The sequence below is a fragment of the Cupriavidus lacunae genome, assembly GCF_003353055.1.
Classification (GTDB): Bacteria; Pseudomonadota; Gammaproteobacteria; order Burkholderiales; family Burkholderiaceae; genus Cupriavidus; species Cupriavidus lacunae.
This window is the reverse complement of sequence record NZ_QKWJ01000082.1, coordinates 1-17,733: the sequence shown is the minus strand read 5'-3', so window position 1 is coordinate 17,733 and position 17,733 is coordinate 1. Positions and strand designations below refer to the sequence as shown.

The 17,733-nt window shown below is 66.6% G+C and carries 16 protein-coding genes; all 16 read right to left on the bottom strand.

The annotated features are described in order from the left end of the window. Position 1 precedes the first annotated feature (1 nt). Positions 2-928, bottom strand: coding sequence for a DNA-methyltransferase (locus DN412_RS35000; protein ID WP_078197142.1), 927 nt, complete (start codon positions 926-928; stop codon positions 2-4). Continuing rightward, a complete protein-coding gene (gene trpB, locus DN412_RS34995) occupies positions 928-2,121 on the bottom strand; it encodes a tryptophan synthase subunit beta (protein ID WP_115215757.1) in 1,194 nt (397 codons plus the stop codon). Before trpB ends, DN412_RS35000 begins: the two co-directional genes overlap by 1 nt. 124 nt (positions 2,122-2,245) lie before the next feature. Continuing rightward, entirely contained in the window at positions 2,246-2,977 is a 732-nt protein-coding gene (locus DN412_RS34990) for a phosphoribosylanthranilate isomerase (RefSeq protein WP_115215756.1), read from the bottom strand. Continuing rightward, positions 2,964-3,782, bottom strand: a complete 819-nt coding sequence (gene truA, locus DN412_RS34985; protein WP_115215755.1) for a tRNA pseudouridine(38-40) synthase TruA — start codon at positions 3,780-3,782, stop codon at positions 2,964-2,966. The genes DN412_RS34990 and truA overlap by 14 nt, the downstream gene beginning before the upstream one ends. Positions 3,783-3,933: 151 nt before the next feature. After that, a complete protein-coding gene (locus DN412_RS34980) occupies positions 3,934-6,774 on the bottom strand; it encodes a motility hub landmark protein FimV (protein ID WP_115215754.1) in 2,841 nt (946 codons plus the stop codon). 286 nt (positions 6,775-7,060) lie between these two features. Continuing rightward, positions 7,061-8,197, bottom strand: a complete 1,137-nt coding sequence (asd, locus tag DN412_RS34975; protein ID WP_115215753.1) for an aspartate-semialdehyde dehydrogenase — start codon at positions 8,195-8,197, stop codon at positions 7,061-7,063. Between the two features lie 89 nt (positions 8,198-8,286). Further along, on the bottom strand, positions 8,287-8,418 hold the full coding sequence (locus DN412_RS45565) for a hypothetical protein (RefSeq protein ID WP_272939529.1): 132 nt from the start codon (positions 8,416-8,418) through the stop codon (positions 8,287-8,289). A 98-nt stretch (positions 8,419-8,516) separates the two neighbouring features. Next, positions 8,517-9,584: a 3-isopropylmalate dehydrogenase gene (gene leuB / locus DN412_RS34970; protein WP_078197148.1), complete on the bottom strand. Its 1,068-nt coding sequence runs from the start codon at positions 9,582-9,584 to the stop codon at positions 8,517-8,519. Between the two features lie 34 nt (positions 9,585-9,618). Beyond that, a complete protein-coding gene (gene leuD / locus DN412_RS34965; RefSeq protein WP_115215752.1) occupies positions 9,619-10,269 on the bottom strand; it encodes a 3-isopropylmalate dehydratase small subunit in 651 nt (216 codons plus the stop codon). Positions 10,270-10,279: 10 nt separating this feature from the next. Further along, a complete protein-coding gene (locus DN412_RS34960; protein ID WP_078197150.1) occupies positions 10,280-10,411 on the bottom strand; it encodes an entericidin A/B family lipoprotein in 132 nt (43 codons plus the stop codon). A gap of 7 nt (positions 10,412-10,418) precedes the next feature. After that, positions 10,419-11,828, bottom strand: a complete 1,410-nt coding sequence (gene leuC / locus DN412_RS34955; RefSeq protein ID WP_115215751.1) for a 3-isopropylmalate dehydratase large subunit — start codon at positions 11,826-11,828, stop codon at positions 10,419-10,421. Between the two features lie 364 nt (positions 11,829-12,192). Next, positions 12,193-12,894, bottom strand: coding sequence for an ABC transporter ATP-binding protein (locus DN412_RS34950; RefSeq protein WP_115215750.1), 702 nt, complete (start codon positions 12,892-12,894; stop codon positions 12,193-12,195). Continuing rightward, positions 12,894-13,664, bottom strand: coding sequence for a high-affinity branched-chain amino acid ABC transporter ATP-binding protein LivG (gene livG, locus DN412_RS34945; protein ID WP_115215766.1), 771 nt, complete (start codon positions 13,662-13,664; stop codon positions 12,894-12,896). Before livG ends, DN412_RS34950 begins: the two co-directional genes overlap by 1 nt. A 5-nt stretch (positions 13,665-13,669) precedes the next feature. Next, on the bottom strand, positions 13,670-14,950 hold the full coding sequence (locus tag DN412_RS34940; protein WP_078197154.1) for a high-affinity branched-chain amino acid ABC transporter permease LivM: 1,281 nt from the start codon (positions 14,948-14,950) through the stop codon (positions 13,670-13,672). A gap of 13 nt (positions 14,951-14,963) precedes the next feature. Beyond that, a complete protein-coding gene (gene livH, locus DN412_RS34935; RefSeq protein WP_010814623.1) occupies positions 14,964-15,890 on the bottom strand; it encodes a high-affinity branched-chain amino acid ABC transporter permease LivH in 927 nt (308 codons plus the stop codon). An 85-nt stretch (positions 15,891-15,975) separates the two neighbouring features. Further along, positions 15,976-17,091 (bottom strand): branched-chain amino acid ABC transporter substrate-binding protein, encoded by a 1,116-nt coding sequence (locus tag DN412_RS34930; RefSeq protein WP_115215749.1) that lies wholly within the window; start codon positions 17,089-17,091, stop codon positions 15,976-15,978. Positions 17,092-17,733 lie beyond the last annotated feature (642 nt).

Here is a 17,733-nt window from a genome sequence, read left to right as displayed (position 1 = left end):
ATCAGGGAATCAGGTGAGGCCGCGGCGCCGGCGAGACATCGTCGTTGGCGGCGGCCAGGGTTGGGGTGGCGGCAGGCTCGGCAGCGGCATTCGTGACGGCAAGGGCCGCAGCGGCGGCGGACACGCGACCGCACGCCACCTGCACATACTCCGGATTGATCTCGAAACCGGCAAAGCGCCGCCCGTGGCGCAGGCAGGCCACCGCGGTGGTGCCGCTGCCGGCGAACGGATCCAGCACCAGGCCGCCCGGCGGGCAGCTCGACAGCACCATGCGCTCGACGATCTCCAGCGGCTTCTGCGTCGGGTGGTTGGCACGCTCCGGGTCCTGGCGGTGGATGCGCGAGATGCTCCACAGGTCCTTCGGGTTGTAGCCCACCTCCAGCCACTTCTTGCCTTCGAAACGGGGGCGGCTGCGCGCCTTCTTGGTCTCGGCGTCGTAGGGAATGCGGACCGGGTCGAGATCGAAGTAGTAGTCGCGCGCGCGTGCAAAGAAGCCGATGTTGTCGTGCACCGACGAGAACTTGCGCGTGGTGCCGCCCATGCTGGGCACGCGGCGGTCCCAGATGATCTCGTTGATCATGGTCAGGCGCCGCTTGAGCATGACGAACAGCTCGGGCGAATACTGCCAGGTGCAGAACAGGTAGAGCGTGCCCTTGGGCGCCAGCTTGGGCACGACCGCGTCCATCCAGCGCTCGGACCAGTCCAGGTAGGCCTGGCCCGACAGCAGGTCGGAATCGTTGCCGTAGTCCTTGCCCAGCCCGTAGGGCGGATCGGCGACGACCAGGTCGACCGAGCCGTCCGGCAGGCGGGCAATGCCCTCGAACATGTCTTCCTGGAACAGGCGCAACTGGGCGGAATCGGGCGCACCGGACACATCCGGTGCACCCGCGCCGCCCACGGCAAGTCCGGTCGGAGGCAGCGCGCGCATCAGAGCTTGAGCCCCGCGCGCTCGGCCACGGTGTGCATGTCCTTGTCGCCGCGACCGGACAGGTTCACCAGCAGCAGCTTGTCCTTGGGCAGCGTCGGTGCCAGCTTGCAGGCATAGGCGATGGCGTGGCTGGATTCCAGCGCCGGGATGATGCCCTCGATGCGGCAGCAGTCGTGGAAGGCCTTGAGCGCTTCCTCATCCGTGATCGGCACGTACTGCGCGCGGCCGCTGTCCTTGAGCCAGGCATGCTCGGGGCCCACGCCCGGGTAGTCCAGGCCGGCCGACACCGAATGGGTCTCGATGATCTGGCCGTTGGCGTCCTGCAGCAGGTAGGTGCGGTTGCCGTGCAGCACGCCCGGCGAACCGCCGATCAGCGCAGCCGCGTGGCGGCCGGTATCCAGGCCGTCGCCGGCGGCTTCCACGCCGATCAGCTGCACGTCCTGGTGCTCGATATACGGGTAGAAGATGCCCATGGCGTTGGAGCCGCCGCCGACGCAGGCGATCACGGCGTCCGGCTGGCGGCCCGTCATCTCCGGCATCTGCACCTTGGCTTCCTCGCCGATCACGCACTGGAAGTCGCGCACCATCATCGGGTACGGGTGCGGGCCGGCCACGGTGCCGATGATGTAGAAGGTGTTCTCGACGTTGGTGACCCAGTCGCGCATGGCTTCATTGAGTGCGTCCTTGAGCGTGCGCGAGCCGCTTTCCACCGGCACCACGGTGGCGCCCAGCAGCTTCATGCGGTAGACGTTGGCGGCCTGGCGCCTGACGTCCTCGGCCCCCATGTAGACCACGCACTCCATGCCGAAGCGCGCGGCGATGGTGGCGGTGGCCACGCCATGCTGCCCTGCCCCGGTCTCGGCGATCACGCGCGGCTTGCCCATGCGCTTGGCCAGCAGCGCCTGGCCGATCACGTTGTTGATCTTGTGCGCGCCGGTGTGGTTCAGGTCTTCGCGCTTGAAGTAGATCTGCGCGCCGCCGAGCGTCTCGCTCCAGCGCTGCGCGTGGTAGATCGGCGACGGACGGCCGACAAAGTGCTTCAGCTCACGGCGGAATTCGGCATCGAACTCCGGGTCCTTCTGGTAGTGCGCATAGGCCTCGCGCAGCTCATCGAGCGCGTGGACCAGCGTTTCGGACACGAAGGTGCCGCCATAGGGACCGAAATGGCCACGGGAATCGGGCAAGTCGTACATGTCTAGACTCTTCGGAACAGCGGCCTTGCCTCATCCGGCAAGGGCGCATGGTTGACTGCGATGCGTGTGCCCGCGAGCGGCAGGCCACGGGCGGCATGGGGAAAGACGCGGGAGGCGACCCGGCTCATCCTGCCTCGGCACTGCGCACTGCGCGCACGAACGCGGCGATGCGGGCGTGGTCCTTCACGCCCCTGGCGGCCTCTACCCCGCTGCTGACGTCCACAGCGTAGGGCCGCACGCGTTCAATCGCGCCAGCGACGTTTTGCGCGTTCAACCCACCACTCAAAACGATGCGAGGAGCGCCGTTTGCGTTCGGGTTGCCGGTAGCTGGTACCGGGGGAGTAGGCGGAAGCCATGCCGGAGGAATCAGGGTCCAGTCGAAGACGTGGCCGCCACCACCATAGCCTTCGACGAAGGCATCGAGCAGCAAGGCAGCGGCATCACGGTATTGATCGGCGAATTCTACCAAATCGAGGCCCGGGCGGACACGGGCGGCGCGCAGGAACGGCAGCCGGCAGCGCTGCGACACCTGCGAGCAGAATTGCGGGGTCTCGTCGCCGTGCAGCTGCAGCAGCGTCAGCGGCACCCGCTCGGCTACATGGGCGATGTCTTCCAGGTCGGCATTGACGAACAGCCCCGTGATCGCCACGAACGGGCCGGCGGCCTCGGCCAGCGCCGCGGCGCGCGCCACGTCGACGTAGCGCGGGCTCTTGGGGTAGAACACCAGGCCGATCGCATCGGCGCCGGCATCCACGGCGGCGCGCACGTCTTCCTCGCGCGTCAGGCCGCAGATCTTGATGCGGGTTCGGTTCGGCATGTGCGCTGTGCTGCCTCCAGCGGCCTCAGGCTGCGTCATCGAAAACTCCATGGAACAGGCTCGCGGACGGATCGGCCGCGGGAATCCGGTAAGGATCAGGATACTTGACGCCGACCAGGTAGAGGCCGTCCGGCATGAAGGTCGGCGCCGCCAGCTTGCGGTCGCGCCCGGCCAGCACCTGCGTCAGCCACTGCGCCGGGTAGCGTCCGCGCCCCACCGCCACCAGGCAGCCCATCAGGTTGCGCACCATGTGATGCAGGAAGGCGCTGGCGCGAAAGCGCAGGAAGACCCAGTTACCGTCGTCCCTGATGGTCACGTCGTACATGGTCTTGACCGGCGACTTGGCCTGGCATTCGGCAGCGCGGAAGGCGGAAAAATCATGTTCGCCGACCAGGCAGGCGGCCGCTTCGCGCATGGCGTCGACATCCAGCCGCTGGCCCGGCGGCAGCATCTGGTAGCCGGCGAGGCCGTGCACCAGGGGTACGCGGTGCGGGCCGGTGTGGAGCGCGTAATAATACATGCGCTCGAACGCCAGGAAACGGGCATGGAAGCCCTCGTCGACGGGCAATGCCCACTGCAGCGCGATCGACGGCGGCAGGAAGGCGTTGACGCCGCGCACCCAGGAAAAGGGCTCGCGCTCCAGCGCCGTATCCAGGTGGATGACCTGGCCGAGCGCATGCACGCCGGTATCGGTGCGCCCCGCCACCGTGGTCAGCAGGCGCACGCCGGCGAAGCGCTCGATGGCGTCTTCCAGGTGGTCCTGGACGGTATTGCGGTGCGGCTGCGACTGCCAGCCCGAAAAGGCGGCGCCGTCGTAGTGCAGGCCAAGAGCGATGCGGTTCATGTCAGGGGATCAGGCAAGGCGGCGGGCACAGGTTCAGGCGCAGTGGTTCACGCAAGGCCCGCCGGAAAAGCAAATGCGCCGGAAGGGACGCTTCCGGCGCATCGCTTCAGGCTGCGGCAACGCGTGCCGCGGCCGGACCGTCAATGATAGCTCAGGCCACTTCCAGGAGCAGCGAACGGGCCTCGGCCTGCAGCGGGTCCTGCGACTGCTCGACCACTTCCTGCAGCAGCTCGCGCGCGCCTTCCTTGTCGCCGATCTCGATATAGGCGCGGGCCAGGTCCAGCTTGATCTGCATGTCGCGCCCGCCGTCCATGCCGTCGGCCGACAGCGTGCTCGGCGAGCCGCCGTGCGTGAGATCGCCGCCGGTGTCGGGCGCCACGCGCGACAGGTCGATCGGCTCGGCCAGCTTGCCTTCGCGCAGCATGGTGGTGGCTGGCAGCGGCGCGGTGGCCTCGTCCAGCGCGGCCTTGCTGCGCGAATCGTCCAGCGAGGCACCGCCCAAGTCGAGCGACAGCCCCGACATGTCGAACTCCAGCGGACGGCCGCGGGTCGGCGTGTCGAGCGTGGGCACGTCGTCGGCAAGCGGGTCGATGCCTGCGTCCGGCAAGCCCAGGTCCAGGCGCACGGCCTCGCCGGCATCCTGCGCCTCGGCGCCGAACACCATGGCGGCGGAGGCCGGGGCGACGATCGGGTCGCCGGCGGCCGGTGCCGGGAAGGCGTCCAGCGGCAGCGCCAGGTCGCCCAGCGACGGCTCCAGCCGCGGGATCGAGGCGGGGTTATGCGACGGATCCTGCGTGCGCCACTGGTCCGTTGCCGGCGATGCCGTCTCGGGGCCCGCGGCCTCGGGCGTCACCGCCAGGAAGAGCGCGTTGCCCGGTTCGAGCGCGCGCCCCATTTCTGCTGCCTTCAGCCATTCCGCCCCGTGTCCGCCGGTCTGGGCGAACATTTCTTCTGCAATCACGCGGAACCCTTCCACATCCTGTCTGTTGCTGTAAATCTCCAGGAGCTTGAGCCGCACCGGCTGCTGCTCCGGGTGTTTCTCCAGGGCTTCGCGCAGGATTTCCTCTGCCTGCACATCGCGCCCATAGGCGATATAGACCTCGGCCTCGGCGATCGGGTCGACCTCGTTGGCTTCCGGCGTGTTGTTGCCGATACGGAAGTCCGCACCAAACACGCTGTGCTGCGAGGTATCGACGCTCTGCCCGCCGGCCGTGCCGAACAGCGAATTGGCGCCGGCCATCACCGTGCTTTCCTGCGACAGGATGCTGTCGCCGAAGCCGGTCGTCTCGCTCGTCTTCTGCTGCTGGCGGCGGCGGTAGATCGCGTAGACGCCGAGCAGTGCCACCAGCAGGCCGCCACCGGGCAGCAGCATGGGATTGGCCAGCAGGCCGTCCACAAACGACGGTTGGGGCACCGGCTCGGGCTGGACCACCACTGGCGGCGGGCGCTTGGCAGCGGGGGCCGATGCCGCGGCTGCATCCTGCGCGGCCTTGGCAGCCACGGCGGCAGCCGGCTGCGAAGCGGGCGCTGCGGCCACGGCGGAGGCGGCTGCCGGTGCCACGGCGTCCGCGGCGCTGGCGCCGGCCGTTGCCGCGGCGGGTGCGCTGGCTGCGGTAACAGCGGTTGCGGCGGCGGCCGCAGCCGGGGCCGGGGCCGGGGCATCGGCCTTCGGCGGCTGGGCCGCCACCACGGTCGGCGCCGCCGCCGCGGCCTTGGCCGCGGCGTCAGCCTTTTCCTTGTCGGCCAGCGCGGCCTGGTTGGCCTGGCTCAGCTTGGCGATCTCGGCGTTCTTCAGCTCGAGCAGCTTCTGCATGTCGCCGACGTTCTTTTCCAGCTGTGCCAGGCGCGCTTGCGCCTCCTTGAGCTCACGCTCGCGCGCGATGCCGGCTTCGGCCTTGGCCGCGGCGTCGGCCTGCGCGCCACGCGCGGCCTTGCTCAGTTTCAGTTCATCGCGCGGGCCGTCGGCCGGGGCGGCCTGCTCCTGCACGCGGGCGGTCACGTTGCCCGATTGCTGGCGCCCGCCGTCGGGCTCGACCGACTTGGCCGCGGCCGCGCTGGCCAGCCGGCTGCGGTAGGCGTCGAAGCCCTGCGTGCGCGCCACCACCTCGCGGCGGGCAGCCTTCGGCGTCACCGCTTGCGCCTGCTGCTGGGTCGGGACCTGCAGCACCGCGCCGCTGCGCAGCCGGTTGATGTTGCCGCCGATAAAGGCGTTGGGATTGTTGCGATAGAGCGCCACCAGCATCTGGTCCAGCGAGACCGATTCCTGGCCTTGCACGGCTTCGCCGGCAATGCCGGAAAGCGTGTCGCCGCGCTGCACGGTGTAGCCACCGCCGGGCGCCGTGTCGGCGCCACCGCTGGCCGCCGGCGCCGCAGCGCGCTTCGCGCCCTGGCGGGCCGGGCGCGCGGGCGCGGCTGGCCTGGGGGCCTCGGCAGTGGCGGCAGGCGCAGCCTGCTGCGCTGGCACGGGCTGCGGTGCGGCCGGTGCCGGCGGTGCATCCGGCGTCGCGGCCGGCACCACCGTCGCCGGCGAGAAAGTCTGGTTGGAAGGCCTGGCCCCGGCCGGGTCAAGCAGGAAGGTATAGGCGCGCGAGACCTTGCCGCTGGCCCAGCTCATGTCGACCAGGAGGTCGACAAAGGGCTCGCTGATCGGCTGGCTGGAGCGGAACCGGGCCACATAGCTGCCGTTCGGGCGGCGCTCGACCTCCAGCCGCAGGCTGCCAACAGCCGGCAGGTAGGTCAGCCCGGCCGCAGCATAGGCCGCTGGCGGCGCCAGCTTGACGCTGAGTCCCGCGGCCTCCTCGGCACTGACCCCACTGATGTCGATCTCAGCCTGCAGCGGCTGCCCCAGATTCGACTGAACCCGCAATTGCCCGAACCCCGCGGCATACGCGGCCGGCTGCGCAAGCAGCAGGCCCAGTGCCGTGACGGCCAGCGTTGACCAGCGCTGACGGGCAGTAGGCGCATCTTTCCGGCGATGTTGGCTCACACTCACCTTATGCTCCGTTATGTTTTAGTAGCGATATGAATCGACAAACCGACCCCATAAACCAGGTCCACCCGGCTGGCGGGACATTCTGAACGGCCCCTTTGCCAGCCCGCGTGCAGGCGCCAGCACCTGCAGGCGCGGGGCGCATGTCGGCGTATTGTGACGCATCGCCCGGGAAAATAGGCGCCCGGATACAACAACGCCGCGCATAGGCGCGGCGTTGTTGACAAAGCGATCCATTCTGTTGCCTGGCTGCAACGGACGCAACCGGGCAACAGGTCGCTGCCCCGGATCAGGACTCGATCAGGATACGCAGCATGCGGCGCAGCGGCTCGGCCGCGCCCCACAGCAGCTGGTCGCCGACCGTGAAGGCCGACAGGTACTCGCCGCCCATCTGCATCTTGCGCAGGCGGCCGACCGGGATGGTCAGCGTGCCAGTCACGGCAGCCGGGGTCAGGCCGGTCACGCTGGCTTCGCGCGTATTCGGCACCACCTTGGCCCACGGGTTGTGGGCGGCGAGCATGCCTTCGATCTCATCAAGCGGCACGTCCTTGCGCAGCTTGATGGTCAGCGCCTGCGAGTGGCAGCGCATCGCGCCGATGCGCACGCACAGGCCGTCCACGGCGATCGGCGTGGCGCCGGTCGCGCCCAGGAAGCCCTCGCCGCGGCCCAGGATCTTGTTGGTCTCGGCGCCGCCCTTCCACTCTTCCTTGGACTGGCCATTGCCCAGGTCCTTGTCGATCCAGGGAATCAGGTTGCCGGCCAGCGGCACGCCGAACTGCTTGGTTTCCTCGGCGGACAGGCCGTGCTGGGTTGCCAGGATGGTGCGGTCGATTTCCAGGATGGCCGAGGCCGGGTTGTCCAGCAGCGGCTTGACCGAGGCGTTCAGGGTACCGAACTGGGTCAGCAGTTCGCGCATGTGCTGCGCGCCGCCGCCCGAGGCCGCCTGGTACGTCATCGAGGTCATCCACTCGATCAGGTCGGCCTGGAACAGGCCACCCAGGCCCATCAGCATGCAGCTGACCGTGCAGTTGCCACCGATGAAATTCTTCACGCCCTTGGACAGCGCGTCCTTGATCACGCCCTGGTTGACCGGATCCAGCACGATGATGGCGTCATCCTTCATGCGCAGCGAGGACGCCGCGTCGATCCAGTAGCCCTTCCAGCCGGCCGCGCGCAGCTTGGGGAAGACCTCGTTGGTGTAGTCGCCGCCCTGGGCGGTCAGGACCACGTCGCACTTCTTCAGCGCTTCGATGTCATTGGCATCTTTCAGCGTGGTTTCGTTCTTCGCCATGGCGGGCGCCTTGCCGCCGGCATTGGACGTGCTGAAGAAGACGGGCTCGATATGGTCGAAATCACGCTCTTCCTGCATGCGCTGCATCAGGACGCTGCCGACCATTCCCCGCCAACCGACGAGACCTACAATCATGACTTACCTCGATTTGATTTGAACTTCCCCGCCATTTTCCTCGCCCGGCGTGGCTGCGCGGGGAAGACGGGCAGGCACGACGAACGGATCTAGGCGATCGCGGTTTTAATAATGGTTTTAATCGTCGTTGCAGATTGGCCGAGCGAAATCGTGCCGACCGGGCCGCGGGTAGCGGTCAGGGCAACAGCAGCAGTCAGGGTGGACTGGGAAAATCGGGCCATCCGGAAAGTCTACACGATTTTGCGGCGCTGCCGCAGCGTGGAAATAAGGGACAAATGAAACAAGGGCACCGCGTCTGCGGTGCCCTTTGACATGTGACTTACAGTGCCGCCAGCACCGCGTCACCCATCTCGCGGGTGCCCACCTGTTTGCAGCCCGGCGTCAGGATGTCGCCGGTGCGATAGCCCTGGGCCAGCACCTTCTTGACCGCGTTCTCGATGCGGTCGGCCTGCTCGGCACGGTTCAGCGAGTAGCGCAGCATCATCGCCGCCGACAGGATGGTGGCCAGCGGATTGGCCACGCCCTTGCCCGCGATGTCCGGCGCCGAACCATGCGACGGCTCGTACAGGCCCTTGTTGTTGGCGTCCAGCGAAGCCGACGGCAGCATGCCGATCGAGCCGGTCAGCATGGCGGCCTCGTCCGACAGGATGTCGCCGAACATATTGCCGGTGACGATCACGTCGAAGCTCTTGGGCGCCTTGACCAGCTGCATGGCCGCGTTGTCCACGTACATGTGCGACAGCTCGACCTCCGGGTACTCCTTGTGCACCTCGATCACGATGTCCTTCCAGAACTGGAAGGTCTCGAGCACGTTGGCCTTGTCGACGCTGCACAGCTTCTTGCCGCGCTTGGCGGCAGCCTGGAACGCCACGTGGGCGATGCGGCGGATTTCCGGCTCGCTGTAGCGCATGGTGTCGAAGCCTTCACGGGCGCCCTTGAACAGGCCGTCCGGCGCCTCGCGCACGCCGCGCGGCTGGCCGAAGTAGATGTCCCCGTTCAGTTCGCGCACGATCAGGATGTCCAGGCCGGCCACCAGCTCGGGCTTCAGGCTGGAGGCACCGGTCAGTTCCGGATAGCAGATCGCCGGACGGAAGTTGGCGAACAGCTGCAGGTGCTTGCGCAGGCCCAGGATGGCTTGCTCCGGACGCAGCGGACGATCCAGGCTGTCGTACTTCCAGTCGCCGACGGCGCCGAACAGGATGGCGTCAGCCTCCTTGGCCAGCTTCAGGGTATTTTCCGGCAGCGGGTGGCCTTCGGCCTCGTAGCCGGCGCCGCCGACCGGCGCGGTTTCCATTTCGAACTTTTCGTCGAGCGCGTTCAGGACCTTGACGGCCTCCGCGACGATTTCGGGACCAATGCCGTCACCCGGCAGGACTGCGATCTTCATGCTGTGTGTCTTCCTTGTTATGTCCGTGCGGCGTTCAGCCGACCAGGCGGTTGTTCAGCCACGGCATCTTCGCCACGCGCTCGGCCTCGTAGGCCTTGATCTTGTCGGCATGGCGCAGGGTCAGGCCGATATCGTCGAAGCCGTTGAGCATGCAGTACTTGCGGAACGGCGCGATGTCGAACTCATACGCCTGGCCGCCCGCCGTCAGCACCACCTGCTTGTCCAGGTCGATGGTCAGCTTGTAGCCGTTGAAGGCGTTGGTCTCGTTGAACAGGTGATCGACCTGCTGTTCGGTCAGCACCACCGGCAGCAAGCCGTTCTTGTAGCAGTTGTTGAAGAAGATGTCGGCAAAGCTGGGCGCGATCACGGCGCGGAAGCCGTATTGCGTCAGCGCCCACGGCGCGTGCTCGCGCGAGCTGCCGCAGCCGAAGTTACGGCGCGCCAGCAGGATCGACGCGCCCTGGTAGCGCGGCTGGTTCAGCACGAAGTCCGGATTCAGCGGGCGCTTGCTGTTGTCCATGCCGGGCTCGCCGACGTCCTTGTAGCGCCACTCGTCGAACAGGTTGGGGCCAAAGCCGGTGCGCTGGATCGACTTCAGGAACTGCTTCGGGATGATGGCGTCAGTGTCGACGTTTTCGCGGTCGAGCGGCGCCACGAGGCCGCTGTGTACGGTGAACTTGTCCATGTCTCTTTCCTTACTTCTTGGCCGCGCGCTCAAGCGAGTTGCCGGCGGCCTGCGTGTCCTTGCCCAGGCCGGCCATGGTATTGCAGCCAGCCAGCTGCAGCATGCCCAGGCATGCCAGCAATGCGATCAGGGTCCGTTTCATTGCATCCTCAGCCCAGCTTGCGGATATCGACGAAATGGCCTTCGATGGCGGCGGCCGCGGCCATCGCCGGGCTCACCAGGTGCGTGCGCCCGCCCGCGCCCTGGCGGCCTTCGAAGTTGCGGTTCGAAGTCGAGGCGCAACGCTCGCCTGCATCGAGGCGGTCGGCATTCATGGCCAGGCACATCGAGCAGCCCGGCTCGCGCCATTCAAAGCCGGCGGCCTTGAAGATCTTGTCCAGGCCTTCGCGCTCGGCCTGTTCCTTGACCAGGCCCGAACCCGGCACCACCAGCGCCAGCTTCACGTTCGAAGCGACCTTGCGGCCCAGCTTCTGCACCACCCACGCGGCGGCGCGCATGTCTTCGATGCGGCTGTTGGTGCACGAGCCAATAAAGACCTTGTCGATACTGATGCTCTCGACCGGCACGTTGGGCTGCAGGCCCATGTATTCCAGCGCGCGCTCCATGGCGTTGCGCTTGTTCGGGTCCTTTTCCTTCTCGGGGTCCGGCACACGGTCTTCGATGCTGATGACCATTTCCGGCGACGTGCCCCAGGTAACCTGCGGGCGGACGTCTTCGGCGCGCAGTTCGACCACCTGGTCAAAGTGCGCACCCGCATCGGAATGCAGCGTGCGCCAGTAGCCAACGGCCTGCTCCCACTCCACGCCCTGCGGTGCGTACGGGCGGCCCTTCACGTATTCGAGCGTGACGTCGTCCACCGCCACCAGGCCGGCGCGCGCGCCCGCCTCGATGGCCATGTTGCAGACCGTCATGCGGCCTTCCATGGTCAGGTCGCGGATGGCCGAGCCGGCAAACTCGATGGTGTAGCCAGTGCCGCCCGCGGTGCCGATCTTGCCGATCACGGCCAGCACGATGTCCTTGGCGGTGCAGCCGCGCGGAAGCTTCCCTTCCACCTTGACCAGCATGTTCTTGGCCTTCTTGCCCAGCAGCGTCTGCGTGGCCAGCACGTGCTCGACTTCCGAGGTGCCGATGCCGTGCGCCAGCGCGCCGAACGCGCCGTGCGTGCTGGTATGCGAGTCGCCGCACACCACCGTCATGCCCGGCAGCGTGGCGCCCTGCTCCGGCCCGATCACGTGCACGATGCCCTGGCGGTGGTCGTTCATCTTGAACTGGGTGATGCCAAAGCTGTCGCAGTTCGCATCCAGCGTGTCGACCTGCAGCTTCGACACCGGATCGGCAATGCCCTGGCTGCGGTCGGTGGTCGGCACGTTGTGGTCCGACACGGCCAGGTTGGCGCTGATGCGCCATACCGGACGCTCCGCCAGCTTCAGCCCCTCGAACGCCTGCGGGCTGGTCACTTCGTGCAGCAGGTGGCGGTCGATATAGAGCAGCGTGGTGCCGTCTTCCTCGACGTGGACGGTGTGGTCATCCCAGAGTTTGTCGTAGAGCGTCTTGGCCATGATGCGATGGCGGCCCGAACGACCCGTCCCTGGCAGGAGGGGCCCGCGGAAACCGCGCAGTAGTTTGCAGGGGTTTTATTCGCTTCGGTCGCGGTGGCGAGCCAGGCGGCGTGCCGACGCGATGGCAATGCGATAACGCATGATCGCGCCGGAAGCCGCCTGAAGCGAGGGTTATTTCAAGCGTGACTGCGATGCTTGACTGTGCAATCAATTATGCCACAGGGGGTGCGGCCTCAGCCCCCTGCCCGGCCCGGGCGGCGGCTGGAATGTAATGTGATTGGCGAAAGGGGGATTTCGCGGATGGCGAAAAGGCGGGGGAAAGGAAGGCCGCCGCCCCGCCAGGCGAGGCGGCGGCCTGTCGGGATCAGCCGCCCAGGTAGGCTGCCTTGATCCGGTCGTTGGCGAGCAGGTTGGCGCCGGTATCGGCCAGCACCACCTTGCCGGTTTCCAGCACATAGCCCCGGTCCGCGACCTGCAGCGCCTTGTTGGCGTTCTGCTCGACCAGGAACACAGTGACGCCTTCGTCACGAATGGTGCGGATGATGTCGAAGATCTGCGCGATGATCAGCGGCGCCAGGCCGAGCGTGGGCTCGTCCAGCAGCAGCAGGCGCGGCCGGCTCATCAGCGCGCGGCCGATCGCCAGCATCTGCTGCTCGCCGCCCGACATGGTGCCGGCGCGCTGGCTGGCGCGCTGGTTCAGGCGCGGGAACAGCTTGAAGACGTGCTCGATGCCAGCTTCGATCTCATCGCGTTTGGCGAAGAACGCGCCCATCTTCAGGTTTTCCAGCACCGTCAGGCTCGGGAACACGCGCCGGCCCTCGGGCGAGATCGCCATGCCAAGGCGCATGATCTCGTGCGTGGACCGGTTGGTGATGTCCTGCCCTTCGAACGTCACACGCCCGCTGGAGGCGCGCGGCGTGCCGCACACGGTCATCATCAGCGTCGTCTTGCCGGCGCCGTTGCTGCCGATCAGGGTGACGATCTCCCCCTTGTTGACTTCGATCGATACGCCCGACAGCGCCTCGACGGCGCCGTAGTGGGTATGGACCTGTTCCAGCTTCAGCATCAGTCCTCTCCCAGGTAGGCCTTGATCACGCGCGGGTCGTTGCGCACCGCTTCCGGCTTGCCAATCACGATCGGCTTGCCGTGCTCCATCACCAGGATGCGGTCGGACACGCCCATCACCAGGCTCATGTCATGCTCGATCAGCAGCACGGAGATGTTGAACTCGCGGCGCAGCTGGTCGATCAGCTGCTGCAGTTCGATCTTCTCCTGCGGGTTCAGGCCGGCCGCCGGTTCGTCCAGCATCAGCAGGCGCGGCTTGGTGATCATGCAGCGCGCGATCTCCAGCCGTCGCTGGTGGCCATACGACAGCGTGCCCGCCTCGCGGTTGGCCACCGAGGTCAGGTTCATGCGCTCGAGCCAGACCGCGGCGCGCTCCAGCGCTTCGCGCTCGGCGCGGCGGTATGCCGGCGTGGCAAAGAGGCCGCGCAGGATGCCGGCCTGCACCTGGCGGTGCTGCGCCACCAGCAGGTTTTCCACCACCGTCAGCGACTTGAACAGGCGGATGTTCTGGAAGGTCCGCACCAGGCCCTTGCGCGCCACCTGATGGCTCGGCAGCCCGGCGATGGCGTGTCCATCCAGCGTGACCTCGCCCGCCGTGGGCTTGTAGAAGCCGCCCACGCAGTTGAACACCGTGGTCTTGCCCGCACCGTTGGGGCCGATGATGGCGAAGACCTCGTCGCTGCGCACATCAAAATCAATACCGTCCACGGCCAGCAGGCCGCCGAAGCGCATCTGCAGGCCGGAGACTTTCAGCAGTTCCGCTGGTTGCATATTCGTCATCGCGGCAACTCCACGTGGGGACGGCTCGCGGGCAGCAGGCCCTGCGGACGCCACATCATCATCAGCACCATCACCAGGCCGAAGATCAGCATGCGATATTCGGCAAAGCCGCGCGCGACCTCGGGCAGCACGGTCAGCAGGATCGCCGCCAGGATCACGCCCAGCTGCGAGCCCATGCCGCCCAGCACCACCACCGCCAGGATCAGCGCCGACTCGATGAAGGTGAACGATTCCGGGTTGACCAGCCCCTGGCGCGCCGCGAAGAAGGCGCCGCCAATGCCGGCGAACGAAGCCCCAAGCGTGAACGCCGACAGCTTGATGCGGGTCGGGTTCAGGCCCAGCGAGCGGCACGCGATCTCATCGTCGCGCAGCGCTTCCCAGGCCCGGCCCATCGGCATGCGGATCAGCCGGCCGGTCACGAACAGGGTGAAGCCGACCAGCAGCAGCGCCAGCAGGTAGAGGAAGATCACCATGTGCTGGCCGCTATAGTCCCAGCCCAGCAGCTCATGGAAGGTCTTGGCGCCCTCCACGCTCGCGCTGCGCGCCATCTCGATGCCGAACACGGTCGGCTTCGGGATGCCGGACACGCCGTCCGGACCGCCGGTCAGGCTGGTCAGGTTATTGGCCAGCAGGCGGATGATTTCGCCGAAGCCCAGCGTCACGATGGCCAGGTAGTCGCCGCGCAGGCGCAGCACCGGGAAGCCAAGAACAAAGCCGAAGGTGGCCGACATCGCCGCGGCGATCGGCAGGCATTCCCAGAAGCTCAGTCCGAAATACTGGTTGAGCAGCGCGTAGGTATAGCCGCCGATGGCATAGAAGCCGACATAGCCCAGGTCGAGCAGGCCGGCATAGCCCACGACGATATTCAGGCCCAGCCCCAGGATCACGTAGATCAGCGCCAGCGTGGCCACGTCGACCGCGCCACGCGAGCCGAAGAACGGCCACACCAGCCCCACCGCCAGCAGCACCCATACCGCCACGCGCTGCCGCTGCGCGCCCAGTTGCGGCACCGCCGGCAGGCGCACCGCGCTGCCTGCGCGCGACAGCAGCGGCTTGAACAGCTGGAACAGGAACACCGCCGCCACGGCGATCCACACCGGCCGCCAGTGCGGTTCCAGCACCACCTTGTAGCCTTCCAGCTTGAGCTGCAGGCCCAGGATGGGGATGGTCAGGATGGCCGTCATCACGGCGGCCGTGATCGCGTTCTTCAGCGATTGCCCCGGCGCAACGCCACGCGCGGCTTGCCCGGCGGGCATCGCGGAAATCTTGTCAGTCATGTCTCGTCCTCCCTCAGACCTTTTCGACATCAGGCTTGCCCAGCAGCCCGGTCGGACGGAACAGCAGCACCAGCACCAGCAGGCTGAACGCAACCACGTCCTTGTACTCGGCCGGCATGTAGCCCGAGGCAAAGGTTTCCGCCAGGCCCAGCAGCACGCCGCCGAGCATCGCGCCCGGGATGCTGCCGATGCCGCCCAGCACCGCCGCGGTAAAGGCCTTGATGCCGGCGATAAAGCCGATGAAGGGATTGAGCTTGCCGATGGTCAGTCCGATCAGCACGCCGCCCACCGCCGCCAGCATCGCACCCAGCACGAAGGTGAAGGAAATCACCTTGTTGGTGTCGATGCCCAGCAGGTTGGCCATGCGCATGTCCTCAGCGCAGGCACGGCAGGCGCGGCCCATGCGCGAGCGGCCGATGAACAGCGTCAGCGCGATCATCAGCACCAGCGTCACGCCCACGATCAGCAGGCGCGAATACGGCACCGTCACGGTGAAGTCACTGCCCATCTGGAACTCGATGGCGCCCGAGATCAGCACCGGCACCGACACGTCGCGCGCGCCCTGCCCGATCTGGACATAGTTCTGCAGGAAAATCGACATGCCGATGGCGGAAATCAGCGGCACCAGCCGCGGACCGCCCCGCAAGGGCCGGTATGCCACCCGCTCGACCGCATAGCCGTAGACGCCGGTGACCAGCACCGAGACCAGCAAGGCGGCGCCCAGCACCAGCGGCAGGGGGTAGCCTGCCTGGGCGCCGATCGCAGTGAGCGTGACCAGGCCGACATAGGCACCGATCATGTAAATCTCGCCGTGCGCGAAATTGATCATGCCGATGATGCCGTAGACCATTGTGTAGCCGATGGCGATCAGCGCATAGATCGCACCCAGCGTCAGGCCATTGACCAGCTGCTGGGTGAACTGTGGAAGGAATTCATTCATTGGGGAAGCCTCAGGAACTTGAAGCCCGATACCAGAACGCCCCGCCCGGGGTCCGGGCGGGGCGTGTGCGTGGAAAAGCGCCGGCTTAGTTGGCGGCAGTCTTGCTGGCGTCCTTGTGCCAGGTGTAGACCACGAACTTGAAGGACTTCAGGTCGCCCTTGTCGTCGTACTCGACCTTGCCGATCGGGGTCTGGAAGGCGTTCTTGTGCATGTACGCCGCGACCTTGGCCGGATCGGTGCTCTTGGCACCGGCGATGGCGTCGCCGATGATCTTGACGGCGGCATAGGACGGCATCTGGAACGGGCCGTTGGCGTCACGCTTCTTGTCGGCAAAGGCCTTCACCAGCGCGGCGTTGGCCGGGTCGGCCGAGAAGTCGGCCGGCAGCGTCACCAGCATGCCTTCCGAGGACGGGCCGGCAATCGCCGTCACGTCCTTGTTGCCCACGCCCTCGGGGCCCATGAAGGTGGCCTTCACGCCCTGCTCGCGCGCCTGGCGCAGCAGCAGGCCCATTTCCGGGTGGTAGCCGCCGAAGTAGACAAAGTCCACGCCCTGCGACTTGAGCTTGGTGATGACGGCGGAGTAGTCCGAGTCGCCGGCGTTGATGCCTTCGAACACGGCCACCGGGATCTTGGCGGCTTCCAGGTCCTTCTTCACCGAGCTGGCAATGCCCTGGCCGTACGACTGCTTGTCGTGCAGCACCGCGACCTTCTTGGGCTTGACCTTCCTGATGATGTACTGGGCGGCAGCCGGGCCCTGCTGGTCGTCACGGCCGATGGTGCGGAAGATGAACTTGCGCTTCTTGGTCTCGGTCAGCTGCGGCGCGGTGGCCGACGGCGTCACCATCACGATGCCTTCGTTCTCGTAGATGTCCGAAGCCGGGATGGTCGAACCCGAGCAGACGTGGCCGATCACGTACTTGATGTTCTGGCTGACGATCTTGTTGGCAACCGCCACGGCCTGCTTCGGCTCGCAGGCGTCGTCCATCATCACCACTTCGAACTTGTTGCCGCCGGCGCCGCCGGCTGCATTGATCTGTTCGATGGCGGTCAGCGCACCGGCCTTGACCATGTCGCCATACTGCGCAACCGAGCCGCTCATCGGGCCGGCAATGGCGATCTTCACGGTTTCAGCGTTGGCGGCGGCGCCAAAGGTAGCCAGCATGGCTGCCAGCGAGATGGACGTAAGACGGGACAGCGTCATCAGGAGCTCCTCGATTTATGTTTGGGTCAACCGGGCAGAAACGGTATGACCTGCGCAATCGAACAACACCCGCGGACTACAGATAAAGACGCCCGAGACGCGGAAGACAGGCCTGCAAGGGAGAGACAGCTTATGCGGGGCCCGGCATGTGTCAGTCCCGCTGAGGTAAGGGGACCAAGGTTCGGAAAGACAACGTTTAATGCGTTCTCTATTGCGCAAGCGATTCGCCTGCCCCGCTTGCCGCACCGCACGCCGGAAGGGTGGCCCGGCTGCCGTCGGCAAAGCAGCCCGCATTATAGGGTCAAATTTCCTGATGGAAGCGGAAATCGCACAATATATGGCAGACGAGATTACCAGACGGCGGCACGAATGCTCACAAATTGCTTTTATCACCACTTTTGTGCATTGCGGGAGGGATTGGTGTAGGAGGCACTTGGGGGATGGGTTGGGGGGCGAGAACGGCGCAGCAATTGGAGCTGTTTGGGGTTCAGGGAACAAGCTTCCGGCCCACGTTGGCTTGGGTATATAGATACTATGAAGGGCCGCGGAGGCAACTCCTGGAGTAAAACGAAGATTCGCACACTCTCGTTTTTCCAAAGGAGCACGCAAATGGACGCGCCTGACACAGCCCTTCATGGGCAG

Excerpts from the sequence above, each read along its gene's own strand:
- DN412_RS35000 (WP_078197142.1), bottom strand. The coding sequence starts at position 928 with ATGCGCGCGCTGCCTCCGACCGGACTTGCCGTGGGCGGCGCGGGTGCA.
- trpB (WP_115215757.1), bottom strand. The coding sequence starts at position 2,121 with ATGTACGACTTGCCCGATTCCCGTGGCCATTTCGGTCCCTATGGCGGC.
- DN412_RS34990 (WP_115215756.1), bottom strand. The coding sequence starts at position 2,977 with ATGACGCAGCCTGAGGCCGCTGGAGGCAGCACAGCGCACATGCCGAAC.
- truA (WP_115215755.1), bottom strand. The coding sequence starts at position 3,782 with ATGAACCGCATCGCTCTTGGCCTGCACTACGACGGCGCCGCCTTTTCG.
- asd (WP_115215753.1), bottom strand. The coding sequence starts at position 8,197 with ATGATTGTAGGTCTCGTCGGTTGGCGGGGAATGGTCGGCAGCGTCCTG.
- DN412_RS45565 (WP_272939529.1), bottom strand. The coding sequence starts at position 8,418 with ATGGCCCGATTTTCCCAGTCCACCCTGACTGCTGCTGTTGCCCTGACC.
- leuB (WP_078197148.1), bottom strand. The coding sequence starts at position 9,584 with ATGAAGATCGCAGTCCTGCCGGGTGACGGCATTGGTCCCGAAATCGTC.
- leuD (WP_115215752.1), bottom strand. The coding sequence starts at position 10,269 with ATGGACAAGTTCACCGTACACAGCGGCCTCGTGGCGCCGCTCGACCGC.
- DN412_RS34960 (WP_078197150.1), bottom strand. The coding sequence starts at position 10,411 with ATGAAACGGACCCTGATCGCATTGCTGGCATGCCTGGGCATGCTGCAG.
- leuC (WP_115215751.1), bottom strand. The coding sequence starts at position 11,828 with ATGGCCAAGACGCTCTACGACAAACTCTGGGATGACCACACCGTCCAC.
- DN412_RS34950 (WP_115215750.1), bottom strand. The coding sequence starts at position 12,894 with ATGCTGAAGCTGGAACAGGTCCATACCCACTACGGCGCCGTCGAGGCG.
- livG (WP_115215766.1), bottom strand. The coding sequence starts at position 13,664 with ATGCAACCAGCGGAACTGCTGAAAGTCTCCGGCCTGCAGATGCGCTTC.
- DN412_RS34940 (WP_078197154.1), bottom strand. The coding sequence starts at position 14,950 with ATGACTGACAAGATTTCCGCGATGCCCGCCGGGCAAGCCGCGCGTGGC.
- livH (WP_010814623.1), bottom strand. The coding sequence starts at position 15,890 with ATGAATGAATTCCTTCCACAGTTCACCCAGCAGCTGGTCAATGGCCTG.
- DN412_RS34930 (WP_115215749.1), bottom strand. The coding sequence starts at position 17,091 with ATGACGCTGTCCCGTCTTACGTCCATCTCGCTGGCAGCCATGCTGGCT.